Origin of the sequence: Micromonospora sp. RTP1Z1, assembly GCF_033804685.1 — a bacterium.
Classification (GTDB): domain Bacteria; phylum Actinomycetota; class Actinomycetes; order Mycobacteriales; family Micromonosporaceae; genus Micromonospora.
Genome location: NZ_JAPFQV010000051.1, coordinates 1 through 12,949, shown reverse-complemented (window position 1 = coordinate 12,949; position 12,949 = coordinate 1). Strand labels below are relative to the sequence as shown.

General features: G+C 69.0%; 9 protein-coding genes and 1 pseudogene. 3 read left to right on the top strand and 7 right to left on the bottom strand.

All coding sequences use genetic code 11. From position 1 onward, the window contains the following. Positions 1-245: 245 nt before the first annotated feature. From SLP03_RS22840 to SLP03_RS22825, 4 genes are all read right to left on the bottom strand, one after another. Positions 246-587 carry a hypothetical protein gene (locus tag SLP03_RS22840; RefSeq protein WP_319462675.1) on the bottom strand — a complete coding sequence of 114 codons (342 nt, stop codon included), beginning with the start codon at positions 585-587 and terminating at the stop codon, positions 246-248. A gap of 331 nt (positions 588-918) precedes the next feature. Continuing rightward, positions 919-1,950, bottom strand: a complete 1,032-nt coding sequence (locus tag SLP03_RS22835; RefSeq protein ID WP_319462674.1) for a glycoside hydrolase family 3 N-terminal domain-containing protein — start codon at positions 1,948-1,950, stop codon at positions 919-921. Between the two features lie 727 nt (positions 1,951-2,677). Next, positions 2,678-3,121: a GNAT family N-acetyltransferase gene (locus tag SLP03_RS22830; RefSeq protein WP_319462673.1), complete on the bottom strand. Its 444-nt coding sequence runs from the start codon at positions 3,119-3,121 to the stop codon at positions 2,678-2,680. 70 nt (positions 3,122-3,191) lie between these two features. Further along, positions 3,192-3,650 carry a rhodanese-like domain-containing protein gene (locus SLP03_RS22825; RefSeq protein WP_319462672.1) on the bottom strand — a complete coding sequence of 153 codons (459 nt, stop codon included), beginning with the start codon at positions 3,648-3,650 and terminating at the stop codon, positions 3,192-3,194. 70 nt (positions 3,651-3,720) lie between these two features. Between SLP03_RS22825 and ftrA the strand changes: the two genes are divergently transcribed. Beyond that, positions 3,721-4,725, top strand: a complete 1,005-nt coding sequence (gene ftrA / locus SLP03_RS22820) for a transcriptional regulator FtrA (RefSeq protein ID WP_319462671.1) — start codon at positions 3,721-3,723, stop codon at positions 4,723-4,725. A 31-nt stretch (positions 4,726-4,756) separates the two neighbouring features. Here the strand turns inward: ftrA and SLP03_RS22815 are convergent, their stop codons facing one another. Then, on the bottom strand, positions 4,757-6,274 hold the full coding sequence (locus tag SLP03_RS22815; RefSeq protein WP_319462670.1) for a pyridoxal phosphate-dependent decarboxylase family protein: 1,518 nt from the start codon (positions 6,272-6,274) through the stop codon (positions 4,757-4,759). Positions 6,275-7,267: 993 nt separating this feature from the next. Then, the gene (locus SLP03_RS22810; protein WP_319462669.1) at positions 7,268-8,209 is read right to left on the bottom strand and encodes an NADP-dependent oxidoreductase; all 942 of its coding nucleotides are present in this window, start codon (positions 8,207-8,209) and stop codon (positions 7,268-7,270) included. A gap of 476 nt (positions 8,210-8,685) precedes the next feature. On the opposite strand from SLP03_RS22810, the gene SLP03_RS22805 reads away from it, so the two are divergent. Beyond that, the gene (locus SLP03_RS22805) at positions 8,686-9,507 is read left to right on the top strand and encodes an SAM-dependent methyltransferase (protein ID WP_319462668.1); all 822 of its coding nucleotides are present in this window, start codon (positions 8,686-8,688) and stop codon (positions 9,505-9,507) included. Between the two features lie 380 nt (positions 9,508-9,887). Then, the gene (locus SLP03_RS22800; protein WP_319462667.1) at positions 9,888-11,414 is read left to right on the top strand and encodes a transposase; all 1,527 of its coding nucleotides are present in this window, start codon (positions 9,888-9,890) and stop codon (positions 11,412-11,414) included. Positions 11,415-11,445: 31 nt separating this feature from the next. Here SLP03_RS22800 and SLP03_RS22795 read toward each other — a convergent pair. Continuing rightward, positions 11,446-12,670 (bottom strand): annotated as a pseudogene (locus tag SLP03_RS22795) (transposase); the annotation flags it as partial. Between the last annotated feature and the right edge of the window lie 279 nt (positions 12,671-12,949).

Sequence of the window (12,949 nt, the reverse complement as noted above, 5' to 3'; positions counted from 1 at the left end):
CGCGCCGGACGACCTCACCAGCCGCAGGCAGCTCAGCGCCGCCGATGGCGGGGTGCGCCGACCGGGCTGACGGTGCCCTGGTCGGCTTCAACGCGCAACCCGTGACAGCGAGCAGGATGGACAGACCGAAGGCCAGGACACGGCACATGCCGTCATGCCTACGGGATGCGACTCTCCGGGTACATCGGATCACTGGGCCTATATCCAATTGAGACCTTCGATCCGACGCCAATAGGCCCCGGGTGTCACTTCGCGGGTAGCGCAGAGCCGGGAAAGCCTCGGCAGGGATGCACGCTGTAGTTCAGGGTGCCGGCCTGGATGGCAGGGTCACCATCCATGATCTTGCGTACCTCGTCCGGCCCGTCAACGAAGATGCCGATTCCGGCCAGGCCGGTCTCGTCCCCGACCGGGCAGACGATCGGCAGCACATCGTCGGCTTGCACTTCCATGTTGCGCCGCCGATGTTCCCAGATGATCTTATCCGTGCCTTCCATTCCGTACTTGTCGGTGCGGCGGAGCATGACCATGGTGTATGAGACCGCCTTGGCCAGCCGCTCGCGCATCATTTCGTCGGTGTAGGTGGTCATGCCTGCTCCCTTGCCGTGAATCGTGTTCATCGGTCGCTGCCGGGTCGGGACGGTGTCGCTTCGGCCGCAGTCGCGAAGTGGCGGAGGATGGTGGCCCAGCCGGTGCTGTTTGCGCCGCTTGTGTAGCCGCCGGGCAGGGCGCAGTCCTCGGCGGTTTCTGGATCGCCGCAGACAACCCACAAGCAGCATTCGAAGCACTCACCGGAAGCCGACGGGTGGCAAGCGGCAGCCGGACGTGTCACTCACGTGGAGTGATCCCCTGAGACCGGACACCTGCACCCGTTCGCGGCACAACCGGTGTCCGCATCCCGGGGGAAACCTCTCTAGACGGTCAGTGGAGACGGGCCCGCAGGTCGGCGATCCGATCCGCCGCGGCGATGAAGCCGGCGGAGTCGAGCTGGCCCCCGGTCTGGGCGTTGACCAGGGCGGCGGTGGCGGCTTCGCCCTGGCTGACGTCACGGGCGGAGCACAGGATGAGGTCCATGCCGGCGGCTGCGGCGGCGACCGCGCGCTGGCCGGTGCTGCCGTAGTGGGCCAGCGCACCGGCTTCCAGGGCGTCGGTGACGGTCACCCCGGTGAACCCGATGCGGCCGCGCAGTTCCTGCCTGACCACGGTCGGCGACAGGCCGGCTGGGCGGTTCGGGTCCAGCGCCGGGTAGATGGCCCAGGACACCATGACGAGGTCGACGCCGATGGTGACGGCGGCTGAGTACGGGAACTCGTCGGTGCCGCGCAACCTGGCCAGCGACTGGGACAGGGTGATCGGCCGGGTGTCGGTGTTCTGGGCCGTTGCCGCCCATCCCAGTCCGGGGAAGTGCTTGGCGGTGGCGGCCACGCCGGTGCGCTGTTGGGCGGTGATGAACGCCTGCCCCAGGGGCGCGACGGTGCTGGGGTTCGCGCTGTAGGAGCGCTGGTACTGGTCGATGAAGTTGCCCGCAGTGGAGTAGACGTCGAGAACCGGGGCGAGGTTGACGTTCATGCCCACTGCGGCGAGGGTGCGGCCGGCTCCGGTGCCCGCCGCGGCCGCCGCGGCTACCGGATCGGCGGACTGGCCGATCTGCTTCTCCGACAGCGCGGGCGCCCCCGACAGCCGCCGGATCAGGCCACCCTCCTGGTCGACCATCAGCAGCAGCGGCACGTGGACCGGGCTTTGCGCCTGGGCTCGTCGCAACTGGGCGATCACCGAGCTGATCTGGGCGGTGCCGGCGATGTTCTCCCCGAAGAAGATCACCCCGGCGGCCTCACCGGCGCGGATGATCCTCAACAGGCTCGCCGGTGGGGTCAACCCGGGATAGGAGTAGATGATCCGCTGCCCGGCCAGTTGCCACCTGGTCAGCCCGGCCGACCTGGTCGGTGTCGGCACCGACGGTACCGACGCGGGTGACGTGCCAGGGGCCTTCGTGGGCGGCGGTGTGGTCGATGTGGACGGCGATGCCACCCGTCCGCCACCCGACCCACCGGGCGCGGACCAGATTGAGCGTGCCGCATCAGGGGCGGACGGCCCGGGCGTGGGGGCGTGCGCGGACTGGCAGGCGACCATGGCAAGGCCGAGCGTCCCGGCCGCCAGAACGGTGCGAACCTTCGCCGCTGGGTCCATGACCACCTCCGCGTAGCCCGCACCGATCCCGGTGCGCCAAACGGGACCCGACGATCAGTCGACGGTGACCGGTCTGCGGTGTTCCGATCTCATCCGCGGGCGGCGATGAACGGTGCATCCGCTCCGGCGGCGATCGCCAGCGCCGCGCCTGCGGTATGGGTGCCTCCCTGTGTCACCGGACCCCGTGCGGCGGCTCTGTCAAGCAGTATGTGCGGGACATTCGTCGGTGACTAGTGCGCTGACCAAGAACGTTCACCGGGGTCAAGGCTCGGGCGTAGCCCGTGTCGGCTCATCGCGAGGCGTTCGACGAGATCCGCCATCGACGTTGCCTCCTACCCACGTGCCCAGAACAGGCACAACGCGTCCCGCAACGCCACGTCGGGGTCGAACTGCTTGGTTCTGGCCACGCCCGCAGCCCACCTGACGGGAGAACGTTTCGATAAAGGAAAGCCGGGCTCGGCCGTCGTTCCACAGGGATAGCCAGGGGGCTGTGTCATCGGTCGACCTCCAGGGTGTAGCGGATCTTTGCCGAGCCGTGAGCACCGAGCCGGCCGTAGAACCGGCGTGCGCCATCGTTCCAGGCCGGTGTCTGCCACTGCATCTGACCGCAGCCGGCCCGGAGAACGACGGCCTGAAACAGTCGCCTGCCCCAGCCGCCGCCCCGATGCTCCTCGGTCAGGAAGAGGCAGTCCAGATGCAGGTATTCGCCACCCGACCAGGTCGAGAACTCCCGGCTGAAGGTTGCGTAGCCAGCCAGGCGTCCGTCGATCGTTTCGAGCACGAGGCAGCCCAGCCGCGGCTCGGCGCCGAACAGGGCCTTGCGTAGTCGGTCAGACAGGTCGGCGGCGACCGGCCCGCTGCGTTCGTATGCGGCGTGGGCGGCACACAGGTTCACCAGGTTCGGCAGGTCGGCGGGAGTGGCCGGGCGGATGCGCATTAGCCGCCGTTGCCCCGGTGGTGCCGCCAACGGTGGCCGGACCTGCCGTCCGGCCACCGTCGGCGATCCCTCAGCAGCCGCACGAGGCGGCCAGGGCGGGAGCGGTCAACGCGTCCACGGGCCGGGTGACGGAACCGTTGAGGGTCTCCACTGCCAGGCCCTCACGCACCCAGTACTCGTACCCACCGATCATCTCCTTGACCTGGTACCCGAGTCGGGCGAAGGCGAGTGCGGCTCGGGTCGCACCGTTGCAACCGGGCCCCCAGCAGTACGTCACGACGAGCGAGCCAGGTGGGACGACATCGGCGGCGCGGTCCGGGATTTCCGCAGTAGGCAGGTGAAGTGCGCCCGGGACGTGCCCCTGGTCCCACGCCTCGACGCTGCGCGAGTCGACGACCACCAGGTTGGGGAGGTGGGCGTGCAGGTCGGCGTGTACGTCGCTGACATCGGTCTCGAAGGACAGCTTTGCGGCGAAGTGCGCCGCGGCCTCGTCGGGCCGGGGCGGGCGAGTGGAGAAGGAAGCGGACATGTGTTGATTCTCGATCGGCGGCTACCCGATCGGCAGTGGCGTTCACGCCGATACACGCTAATATTTCGCCATGACGGCCGTCACTTTTCACACCGGTGTCCGTCCACGCGTGACGGTCCTGGCCTACGACGGTATGTCGGCTTTCGAGATGGGGATCGTGACCGAGGTGTTCGGCCTCGCCCGGCCGGAGCTGAACGTCGGGTGGTACGACCTGACAATCTGCGCCGAGCATCCGCGTAAGGTCCGGCTCCTCGGTGGTGCCACGCTGAGCACCGACCACGGGCTGACCGCGTTCGCCTCGGGGGACATCGTGATCGTCCCAGGTGTCAGCGACGTGCGTGCCGACGTGTCGCCCGGGCTGGTCGCCGCCCTCCGCCGGGCCAGCGCGCGCGGTGCTCGGATCGTATCGATCTGCTCCGGCGCCTTCGCGCTCGCGGCGGCCGGGCTGCTTGACGGCCGCCGCGCGGCGACCCACTGGCGGTACGCGGACCTGTTGCGACAGCGCTATCCGAGGGTGCGGGTCGACCCCGACGTGCTCTACGTCGACGAAGGTGACGTGCTGACCGGCGCCGGCAGTGCCGCCGGTCTCGACCTCTGCGTGCACCTGGTGCGCCGGGACTTCGGGCCGAGCGTGGCCAACGCCGTTGCCCGGCGGCTGGTCATCCCCCCGCACCGCGACGGCGGCCAGGCCCAGTTCATCGAGACACCGGTCATCGACGACATTGACGACAGCCGGATCACCGAGAGCATGACCTGGGCCCTGGCCAACCTGGATCGGCCAATCACGGTAGACAGGCTCGCTCGACACGCTCACATGTCAACCCGCACCTACCTGCGCCACTTCCGGCAGTGCAGCGGCACCAGCCCGATCCGTTGGCTGATCAGCCAACGGATCCAGGCCAGCCTGCCACTGCTTGAGACCACCACGCTCTCGATCGACGCGATTGCCGCAACAACCGGCTTCGAGACCGCAGTGACCTACCGGCATCATTTCCTACGGGCGATGCACACCTCGCCATCGGCGTACCGGCGGGCGTTCCGGTCCGCCGCACCGGCCGACGCCGCTTCACCCTGAGCCAGCGCAACCGGGCCGCCGGCCGGACGCTTCAGCGCGCCTGTGGGGAGCAGCCGGCGGTGGCCGGAACCGCTCGGCGCGCCTCACCGAGCGCGTCGACCACGGCAGCTATGTCGTCCGCGGTGGTGCGGTGGCTGGTCAGGCACATCCGGATCGCGGCGCGACCGTCGAGTAGCACCAGGCTGATCCAGGCCCGCCCACCGCGTACCACGTGGTCCACCACCGCCCGATGCCACTGTTGGCTGGCGACCGGACCGAGCGCGTCGACGGCCGGATCCACGACGCACACCAGCGGCAGCGGTGTGTCGTTGACCCGGAGCCAGCCGCCCTCGGCGAGCCGTCGGGCCAGCAACTCGCCGAGGGCGACGTCGCGCTCGAGCTGTGCAGCGTAGGCGGGCCGACCGGCGACCGCCAAGGCCAGAAAGGCCTTCAGGCCGGCGAACCGGCGCGACCACTGGACGCTCGTGGTGTACGGGTCACTGGCATCCTCGTTGTCCACCGGCATGTACCCGGTGCTCACGCGGAAGCTCGAGGTCAGCGCGGACGGATGCCTGGTGAGAAACATGCCCGCACCCATCGGAGCGGACAACCACTTGTGGGCATCCACCGTGACGCTGTCCGCCTGCTCGATGCCGGCCAACAGCGGACGAAGCCGGTCCGACAGCGCCACCGCACCGGCCCAGGCGGCATCGACGTGAAAATGCATGCCCGCATCACGGGCCACCCCGGCCAACTCGGCCAGCGGGTCCAGCGCACCGCTGCCCGTTGTCCCGGCTGTCCCGACCAGCAGAAACGGCAGCCGGCCCGCTGCCCGGTCCGCGGCGTGCATCAGGCGTAGCCGACTCACGTCGAGGCGGTACGACGCATCGACCGGCACCAGACGTACAGCGTCGCGGCCGAGGCCGGTCAGGTGAGCGATCTTCAGCCAGGCGAGGTGACTCTCACGCGAGGCGTACAGCACCGGAGGGCCGGGCACGGACGCGATGCCGGCATCCGGGTAGGAGGCGAAGCGCCGGGTCAGCGCGATCACGACGGCAGTGAGGTTCGCCTCCGCCCCACCGGTGGTGAAGCTGCCGGCGCTGGTATCAGGCAACCCGAGCCACTCGGCGAGAATCCGCAGTACGTGTCGCTCGATCTCCACCGCGGCGGGCGCATGGCTGTACGCGGCGAGCTGCGGGTTGAGCCCCGCCGCCAGGAGATCGCCGGCGACCCCGGGCCAGGTCGGTGTCGGGTTGAACAGGCCGAAGTAGCGCGGGTGGGTCGGATGAACGCTCCACCGGACCAGCATCGTGACCACGTCACGAAGGACCCGATCGGCGTCCTGGGCGGTGTCGAAGTCGTAGTCGACGAGCCAGTCCCGAACCGTCTCGGTGACCAGAGCCGGATTCGCAGGTGCCACCGGCACCCTGTCGATGACCTGGGCGTGTCGCACCACCAGCTCGGTGGCCAGGGCGAGAAGTCGGGCGCCCTCATCGGCCCCCAGGTCGAGCGGTCCGGGCGCCCACAGCGACCGGTCAGGCGTTGCCCTCTGGGTGTTGATTTCCATCATGACGCGTTTCCCCTCGCCCATTCCCGTTGTTCAACGGCCTGACGGAGACGGTGACCTTCTGGATCCGCAGGTTCAGCCGGGCTGCCGTGCGCAGGGCGGCCGCCATCTCGGTGGGCGTGACATCGCGGAGCGACTGTGCCTGCTCGTCCGGCGTCCGGGCGCCGATGGTGCCGTCCGCCGCAACGACCCAGTACGAACGTTGCCATTCCCATCCTTCTTTTCAGTGCAGGAAGGTAAGTGCACCAGCCCGTTTGTCAGCGGCTGAACCGCAGTGCCCTGCTGCGCCGCCGAACTGCCCTGGGAGCCGGCCAGGGCCGCCCGGCTCAATCCGGGCCAAGGTTGGTATCCGGTGGCCGGGCGGACAGCGCGGATGACGGTGGCCAAGGGGGTACCTCGTTCAGGCTCGGTTGCCACCAGCTTGCGCTGAAGGGTTGGCTCTCCGGCAGTGGCGCGGCGGCCATCATCTGGGAAGATCTGGCCACGACCGCTGCCTTGGCGCAGGTAATCAGCACAAGCGGCGAGACCGCCGGTGGCAGATCGGACAGTCGAGGTGTTCTGTCCGGAGACATCGAGGGGTGCGGCTGAGGGTGGTTGGCCGCCACCGAGGGCGGTGTGGGCTCGATGGTTGGGCAGAAAGCCTGGGACGACAGCCAGTCGGGATCACTGGACTTCAACACCATGGACCGCGACACCGAGCGGACCGGGGGGTGTTTAGATCCAGACCCGAGAGGTCCCGCTGCGGTGTCACTGCCGCGCGGGCAGCCGATGGGGGAGCCCGCCAGAGCGCGTCGAGGACACCGCCGCACGTGCGGCCAAACCCCCTCGACACTGCAGCTTGACCAATACGGACGAGCCAGTCGGCTTAGCCCCGGCGCTGAGTCTGAGGCGCACCGCCCGGAGATGATCGCTCCCGCCACTTTTAGCGAAGACTCCACGAACGCCAACTGCGGCTGGAGTACCAGGCGCGAGGCCCGTCACGCCGGCTTCCCGTCGTCAGCCACGCGCTGATAGAACGATCTTGCCTCCGACGCCTCCGGCTTCGAGGCGGCGGTGCGCAGTCGCGGCCTCGGCGAGCGGCCAGACATGCTTCACGTCTGGTCGCAGGCCGGTGTCGACCGCTGCGGACAACCGGTCCAGCACCTCGCGACCGGGGCGCATCAGCACACCGTGGATGCTGATGTTGCGGTCGATTGCCTCGTTGAAGTTCCCGTCGAGGTCGACGATCGTCGCGGCGTGCCCGCCCTCGAGGACGTGGGGTAGCGACGGCAGCAGCTGGCCACCCACGAGATCGACCACGGCGTCGACGCCGTGCCCGAGCTCGGCTGCCGCAGCGGCGGGCACTGATTCGCTGGCGCGGTCGAGCCACAGCTCGACACCGAGATCGATCAGACGCTGCCGGTCGTCGGGCCGGCTCGCCGCAGCGACTCGAATGCCGCGAGCGACGGCCAACTGCACAAGCAGGTGCCCGACCCCGCCTGTCGCGCCGTGCACCAGCAGCCAGCCGCCGCGCGACAACGTCAGCCGGTCCAGCGTTTGCAGTGCCGTCGCTCCGGCCAGCGGAAGTGCCGCCGCCTCGATCGCGCTCAGCGCCGCAGGGCGGGGCGCGAGAAAGCAATGCGGCACCGCGATCTGCTCCGCGTAGGCACCCCAACGGGTGCTGCGGACCGGCAGTAGCCCCCATACACGATCACCGACGCGCAAGTCCGTCGTACCAGTATCGATCGACGTGATATCGCCGGCGAACTCGTAACCCACCACGTACGGCATGTCGACTCCGGCCCAAGACGGATCGCCCCGGTTGCCCGCGTCGACAGGATTCACGCCCGCTGCCACGATCGCGACAACGGCGCATCCGCGCGAACGATCCGGCGCCGTGAGATCGCTGACGCGCAGCACGTCGGGCGAGCCCGGAGCATCGATCACAACTGCACGCATCGGCCGAGTCTCGCACGAGCGCCGGCCGAACTCGACGTGCTGATCATCATGTTGGCTGGATCAACCCGATCACATTCTTGCCGTCCGCGTAAGGTCGTCGCTGTCGATCGGGCAGGGGTGTTCGTCGCCGGGTCGGACCTGTGGAGGACCCGTAAGCCCCCGACACACCGGGGCACGGACCTACGAAGCAGGAAGAGAATCACCGAGATTCTCCGAACGGTTGTCCTCCAGTTCGGCGATGCGGCGGGACAGGGTGGTCGAGGACGGTCCGATCGCCCGGATCGCGTGCGCTCTCCAACGGGATCAAGTGGGAGTAGGACGCTGAATGGGAAGCCGCGTGCGGCGGCGCACGGCGGGCTCGGCTGGGGCGGCCGGTGGCCAGACGGGGTGTCCCGAGCGTTGTCGCGACGCTACGATGAACGGCGCTGCAACCGCCGATCCTGGCGGCCTCGTCCGTGTCTTCCCCCGGAGGCCCCGTGCCCGCGAGCGATACCAGCCAGCCGCTGGGAGATCCCCGACTGGACACCACCACCGTCTCGCTGGCGCGTCGGTGGAACTACTGGCTCGGCGGGAAGGACCACTTCCCAGTCGATCGGGAGTCGGGTGACCGGATCGCCCAGGCGTACCCTGCGATCCGCGGCGCGGCCCGTGAGGGCCGCGCCTTCCATGGCCGGGCCATCCGGCACCTCGCCGGGGAGGCCGGCATCCGGCAGTTCCTCGACATCGGCACCGGTCTGCCCGCACCCGACAACACGCACGAGGTTGCCCAGGCCATCGCCCCCGAGTCCAGGGTGGTCTACGTGGACAACGACCCGATGGTCCTCGCCCACGCGCGAGCACTCATGGTCGGATCGGCCGAAGGCGCCACCAGCTACATCGACGCTGACCTGCGGACCCCGGCCGCCATCCTCGCCGCCCCAGAACTGGCCGCGACGCTGGACCTGCGCAAGCCGGTAGCGATCCTCCTCGTCGCGGTGCTGCACTTTATCCACGACGACGACCAGGCCCGGCACGTGGTGGCGGACCTGCTCGAAGCGGTTGCGCCAGGCAGCTATCTCGTGGCGACGAACGTGACCAAAGACTTCCTCGAACCGCAGGCCGCCGCGGTGTTCGACGCGATGCTCGCCGCCGGGCACGTCGACACCCGGCCCCGCGACCGGGACACCTTCGCCCGGTTCTTTAGCGGTCTGGACCTGGCAGAACCGGGGGTCGTGCCGATCAGCGAGTGGCGCCCGGACCGCGACCAGCATCCCGTGCCAGCCGAGGTGTCCATGTACGGTGCAGTCGCCCGGGTGTAGCCGCCCTCGCACAGCGACCCGGCCTCGGATTACATGCCTTCGGGAGGCTGTCGAGTTGACCGAAGGGAGTTGGCGAAAGCATCCCATCAGGGCAACGACGGCCGGGACTGTGGTCCGTGCTGCTCGAAGGGTCTCCTATCTTGTCGTTTAACCCGTGCGCCGTTTACGAGCGGTGATGCTGAGGTCACGTTTGGCGGTTTTGCCCACGTCGTGGCGGGGCGCCGGTCGGCGGTTGGTGGATCCGGGTGGGCGTCCAGGACCCGGTCGTGCGGGTTTCGGCGCACCGGCGGGTAGGGCGCGAGCCTGTCGCGCAGCTTTCGATCTCCGGCTGTCAAGAGTTGTTGGTGCGGTTCACTCACTGTGGATGATCATGTGGAGCCGTGGCATACAACTTCATCTCCTGCAGCCCGGACGACTCGTCACTGCCCCGGCATGACTTGCGTGGGTGGCTGCCGCCGCAGCATCTGTGCTGGCAGGTTCTGAAGGTCGTCGGTGAGCTGGACCTGTCGGAGTTTCTGCGCGGCTATCGCGCCGATGGACAGGGCGCGGCGGCGTATCCGCCGCAGGTGTTGCTGAGCTTGGTGCTGTACTGCTACTGCAAGGGCGTGCGCTCGTCGCGCAGGATCGAGGCGGCCTGCCTCGATGATGTGGGCTGCCGGATCATCACCGGCAACCAGCACATCGACCATGCCACCGTCGCGCGTTTCCTGCGCCGTCACCGCGAAGGCATGAAGGCGCTGTTCGTGCAGGTCCTGGCGCTGTGCGCCCGGCGCGGGCTGGTGGACCTGTCCGCCGTGGCGGTGGACGGCTCACCGATGCAGGCGGCCGCCGCCCGCTCCACCAACCGCGGCCTCCACTCCCTGGAGACCATGATCGCCGATGGCGAAGCCGAGATTGACCGGTTGACGGGTGACACGGACGACCCAGCAGCCGCCGCACACAGCACCCAGCAAACGGCCGCCGGCAACTGCCTGCGGCGGCTGTCCCGGCTCGGCGACCGCCTGGCGCGAGCCCGGATGGCCCGGGACAAGCTGCATGACCGCGCGCTGCCCTCAGCCGGCGAGATCCGGATCAAGGTCGAGGCCGCCGAGCGGATGGTGGCCAGGGCCACCCAGCGCCTGGCCGAGGTCACCGCAGCCCAGCAGGAGCGGCTGGCCGACTACGCCCGTCGGAGCCTGCAGGACCAGGCCGCGGGGCGGCGGCGCGCCAGCGGACGCCCACCGGTTGCGATCGAGGCCAAGACCAAGGTCGTCCGGCAGCAGGCCCGGCTGGCCGGGGCGCAGGCCGGGCTGCACCGTGCGCTCAACCCCCGGCCGATCCCGTCTGCGGCGGCCAGGGCCTCACTCACCGATCCGGCGTCGCGGCTCATGCTCGGCAAGCACGGCGGCTACGTGCAGGGCTACAACGTGCAGATCGCCTGCTCCCGCAACCAGGTCCTCCTCGCGATCGAGCTGCACGACAATCCGTCCGACACCACTGCCCTGATCCCGGTCATCAGACGTGTTCAGCACAACTACGCAGCCGCAGGGCTGACCAGCGACGTCGCAGCGTGGCTGGCCGACAGCGGATACGCCAGCACCGCGAACTTCACCGCCCTGGCCGATCTCCCGCTGCTCGTGTCGATCACCAAAGAGTACGAGCAGACCCACGCGACCACGCCACCCAGCCACGACGTCCCCGCCGGCCACCGCGACATGGCAGCCCGACTGGCATCCACCGAAGGCAAGCAGCTCTACGCCCGACGCGGCGCCCTCGTCGAACCAGGCTTCGCCCAGCTGTTCCAACGGTTCGGACGCCGCCTGCACCACCGCGGCACCAGCGACGTCGACGCCGAGATCAAACTACTCGGCGTCGTGCACAACCTGAACAAGATCTTTCGTCACGACGCCAGGCGGAAGACCGCTTGACAACTGAAGATCGAAAGCTGTGCGACAGGCTCGCGCTTTTCGCGCGTAGTTTCCGAAATCCTCGACGGACCCGGGCGGGGGTGAGACGGCTGGGTGCGGTGGGTCGTTCCCAGGGGCGGCGTAGGTCCGCGGCGAGGGGTCGGGCGAGGCGGAGTTGGGTGTGGGCGGCGATGATCAGCCAGGTCCAGCGGTCGGCCGCCTCGGGTGTGCGCAGTTTCGGTCGGGTCCAGCCGAGGGTCTGTTTGAACATCCGGAACGTGGTGGCGGAGCACCACAGCCGCACTGGCTTGTGGTCACGGTCGCCGGGTATGTGCTCGGCTTGCAGCCGGATCAGGGTGCCCTCGATGACGGGCAGTTCACCGTCGTGGTCGATCCTGCGGCGGGTCAACCGCGGGTGCAGCCGGTCCCAGCTGCAGGCGTTGGCGGTGCCGTAGCGGGTCGTGGCGGTGGTGGTGTGGTGCTGCGGCCCGGGCCAGGTGAGCGAGGTGTCCAGCTGGAACTCCGGTCCGTGTTTGGGTGGACGGCCGGTGGCGCCGGGCAGTCGGGGTGGCTTCGGTAGTCGTAGTACCCGGTCAGTGCGCAGGCGGCCCAGCAGTTTGCACCGGCAGATCGGCGAGGACGAACGCCAGTCGGGTGATGTCGTAGCCGGTGTCGGCGACGATCAGAATCTCAGGATCGCCATGGCGCCAGTGCCCCGCGGCGATGAGACGGCTGACAACGTCGCGTAGCTGATCGGCGGTGACCGCGGTGGCGTCGTCGGTCGGGCCGAGGCGCACCGCGTCCAGGATCGCCGTCCACGAGGTGCGCCCCGATTCCAGCGCGGCGACGAACGAGTATGGCCACCCGGGAATCAGCTGCGCCTGACCCTTCGCCCGGCCGTAGACGTGACAGAACAGCCGGTCCGCCGAGGTGGACGCGTCCGGGCGCAGCCAGTTACTGACATCGACCGCCAGGACGATCCGACCGTCCGCGGTCCTCGGCAGCGGGAGCCTGCTCAGGGCGGTCCGTAACCGGGCCAGGTCGATGCGGCCGCTGTTCAACCCGTCGTACAGCGCGCCGTGTCTACGCCGGTGCTCGGCCGTCAGCGTGAGATCGACCAGATTGCGCACCGGCCCATCCGCGCACAGCACCGCGTCGGTGAGCTCGAACAACACGTCCGCCCGCCGGACCAAGCACCGGTAGAAGTCCCGACGCAACCCCGCCAGCACCGATGCGGGGTCGGTCGTGGGCGTGTCGGGCAGTACCAGCCCGCTCAGGTAGTCCAAAATCGTGGCCACGGCCACCGCCTTGATCCTCGTGTTCTGCCAGGGAACCCGAAGATCATCAAACGGTGGCCGTCTTCCGTCTCCACGACACGCCGCGTCCACACAGGATCATCCACCCCGCCCGGACACCGGAGGTTAAAGAACAAGGTGTGCCACGAACGCAAGGAGGAGCTTGATGTAGGTAGAGCGACTTTATGCGGTGCTGTGCAGGAGATGAAGGTTGGCCCTTCGGAGTCGCCCTGCGGGGGGAGGTTCCAAACCGCCACATGC

Bases quoted from the DNA above. Each gene is read 5' to 3' on its own strand.
- SLP03_RS22840 (WP_319462675.1), bottom strand. From the start codon at position 587: ATGACCACCTACACCGACGAAATGATGCGCGAGCGGCTGGCCAAGGCG.
- SLP03_RS22830 (WP_319462673.1), bottom strand. From the start codon at position 3,121: ATGCGCATCCGCCCGGCCACTCCCGCCGACCTGCCGAACCTGGTGAAC.
- SLP03_RS22825 (WP_319462672.1), bottom strand. From the start codon at position 3,650: ATGTCCGCTTCCTTCTCCACTCGCCCGCCCCGGCCCGACGAGGCCGCG.
- ftrA (WP_319462671.1), top strand. From the start codon at position 3,721: ATGACGGCCGTCACTTTTCACACCGGTGTCCGTCCACGCGTGACGGTC.
- SLP03_RS22815 (WP_319462670.1), bottom strand. From the start codon at position 6,274: ATGATGGAAATCAACACCCAGAGGGCAACGCCTGACCGGTCGCTGTGG.
- SLP03_RS22810 (WP_319462669.1), bottom strand. From the start codon at position 8,209: ATGCGTGCAGTTGTGATCGATGCTCCGGGCTCGCCCGACGTGCTGCGC.